Origin of the sequence: Nguyenibacter vanlangensis, from assembly GCF_013376155.1 — a bacterium.
Lineage (GTDB): Bacteria > Pseudomonadota > Alphaproteobacteria > Acetobacterales > Acetobacteraceae > Gluconacetobacter > Gluconacetobacter vanlangensis.
Window position 1 is genome coordinate 1 of record NZ_JABXXP010000418.1, and the last position, 2,583, is coordinate 2,583.

The following is a 2,583-nucleotide window of genomic DNA, read 5'->3' on the forward strand; positions in this document are numbered from 1 at the left end:
AACCGCCTGACCGCGATGGTCGCCGACCGGCCGGACTGGTGCATCAGCCGCCAGCGCGCCTGGGGCGTGCCGATCGCCGTCTTCGTGGAAAAGCGCACCGGCGAGGTGCTGCGCGACCCGGCGGTCATGCAGCGCATCGTCGACGCCTTCCGCGCCGAGGGGGCGGATGTGTGGTACAGCGCGCCGGCCGCGCGCTTCCTGGGCGAGGGGCGCGACCCCGAGGAATATGAGCAGGTCTTCGACATCGTCGATGTCTGGTTCGAGAGCGGGTCGAGCCATCGCTTCGTGCTGGGGCGCGACGGGCTGCCCTTCCCGGCGGATCTGTACCTGGAAGGATCGGACCAGCATCGCGGCTGGTTCCAGTCCTCGCTGCTGGAAAGCGTGGGCACGCGGGGGACCGCGCCCTATCGGGCGCTGGTGACCAACGGCTTCGTGCTGGACGAGCAGGGGCGGAAGATGTCCAAGTCGCTGGGCAATGTCGTCGCCCCGCAGGACGTCAACGACTCGCTGGGCGCGGACATCCTGCGCCTGTGGGTGATGAATTCCGACACCAACGAGGATCTGCGCATCGGCAACGAGATCCTCAAGCAGCAGGGCGAACTGTATCGCCGCCTGCGCAATACGCTGCGCTGGCTGCTGGGGGCGCTGGACGGCTTTGCCGACGCCGAGCGCGTGCCGTACGAGCAGATGCCCGAGCTGGAGCAATGGGTGCTGCATCGCCTGACCGAGCTGGGCGGGCAGATCGACCGCGCGGTGCGGACCCATGAATGGGTCGGCGTCTATGCGGCGGTGCACGGATTCTGCGCCACCGACCTGTCGGCGTTCTATTTCGACGTCCGCAAGGACGCGATCTATTGCGACGGGGCGGACAGCCCGCGCCGCCGCGCCGCGCGCACCGTGCTGGACCATCTGCATCGCTGCCTGACGACCTGGCTGGCGCCGGTGCTGGTCTTTACGGCGGAAGAGGCCTGGACCGCCCGATTCGGTAACGAGGACAGCGTGCACCTGCAGGCGTTCCCCGTGCTGCCCGAGGAATGGATCCGCCCCGACCTGGCCGATCGCTGGGCGAGGCTGCGCGCGGTGCGCCGGATGGTGACGACCGAGATCGAGGCCGCGCGGCGCGACGGGGTGATCGGGTCCTCGCTGCAGGCCGCGCTGGAGCTGCCGCTGTCCGAGGAGGAGGCTGCGCGTTTCGCCGATATCGACTGGTGCGAACTGGCCATCGTCTCGCAGACCTCGGTGACGGTCGAGCCGGGCGCGGCGTCGATCTATCTGGCCGACGGCGCGGAGGCAGGCGCCACGGAGGAGGGGGGTGCCACGTTGAAGGGCGCCCATGGCGTGCCGCGCGTCTCGGTCGCGAGCGGCCATAAATGCGCCCGCTGCTGGAAGGTGCTGGACGAGGTCGGCACTCATGAGGCCCATCCCGCACTGTGCCTGCGCTGCGTCGCGGTCGTCGAGGCGGCCGGGGGTGTGCAGGGCGCATGACCGGCGATCCTTTCTCCACGATGTCCGCGCCGGCCGTCCGGCCGGACGGCGCCGGGCGGTGCCGGGCGATCGGGGCGGCCCTGTTCGCGGGTGTGCTGCTGCTGGACCAGGGCAGCAAATACTGGATCCTGCACGGGTTCGACCTGCCGGATCGCGGGTCGGTGCCGCTGCTGCCGGTCCTGAATTTCACGATGGTGTGGAATCGCGCCATCACCTTCGGCATGCTGGGCGGGCTGGCGGGGGTTGGGCGGGTGCTGTTCCCGATCGTCTCGCTGCTGATCGTGGCGCTGCTGGCGGTGTGGGTGGCGCGGACCACCCGCCCCCGGGTGGCCGCGGCGCTGGGAGCGATCATGGGCGGGGCGGTCGGCAACGTGATCGACCGGCTGCATTACGGCGCGGTGGTCGATTTCATCCACGCCCATGCCTATGGCTGGTCCTGGCCGGTCTTCAACCTGGCGGACGCGGCGATCGATTGCGGGGTCGCGGTCCTGCTGTTCGACAGCCTGACCGACCGGCGCGGCTAGAGCCATATCCATTCACACTGGTTCACGGATATGGCTCTAGCTCGTTGTTTTGGCGAGCATCTTTATCCGACCGGATGCGTCCATCCGGTCGGATGATGCGCTAGTGTCCTGCCCGAGAAATTCTTATGAGAATTTCTCGGATCAGCAGGCCACTAAAATATTGATTCTAGTGTCCTTTCGATCCCGAAATTCGCTTGCGAATTTCGGAATCGGGACACTAGGCATCACGCGGCGAACAGGGTTCCTGACCAGAGTCCTTGCCGCAGACGGGCAGGAACGGTAAGAGGCACAATCATGACGTCTTCAGTCGCTCGTTTCGCTCCGTTCGTCCTGCTGATGGCGGGCGGATTCCTGCTGGCCGGATGTTCCGGGTCGGATGTCAGCCGGGCCTTCGGCCTGGAACGCGATTCGCCGGACGAATATACGGTGACGACGCGCGCGCCGCTGTCGATGCCGCCGTCCGAGGCATTGGCGGTGCCGCACAGCGATGCCGCGCGCCCTCAGGATGAAAGCCCGCGCCTGCAGGCGCTGGAGACGCTGTCGCCGAACGTGGCGCTGCAGGGGGCCAGCGGCG

General features: G+C 67.9%; 3 protein-coding genes. All 3 read left to right on the top strand.

The annotated features are described in order from the left end of the window. On the top strand, nucleotides 1–1,485 hold a 1,485-nt coding region (locus tag HUK84_RS14730), incomplete at its 5' end, for a class I tRNA ligase family protein (RefSeq protein WP_176640957.1). 20 nt (nucleotides 1,486–1,505) lie between these two features. Beyond that, a complete protein-coding gene (lspA, locus tag HUK84_RS14735; RefSeq protein ID WP_176640959.1) occupies nucleotides 1,506–2,009 on the top strand; it encodes a signal peptidase II in 504 nt (167 codons plus the stop codon). 294 nt (nucleotides 2,010–2,303) lie between these two features. Then, the coding region (locus HUK84_RS14740) for a DUF3035 domain-containing protein (RefSeq protein WP_176640958.1) at nucleotides 2,304–2,583 on the top strand (280 nt) is incomplete at its 3' end.

Bases quoted from the DNA above. Each gene is read 5' to 3' on its own strand.
- lspA (WP_176640959.1), top strand. From the start codon at position 1,506: ATGTCCGCGCCGGCCGTCCGGCCGGACGGCGCCGGGCGGTGCCGGGCG.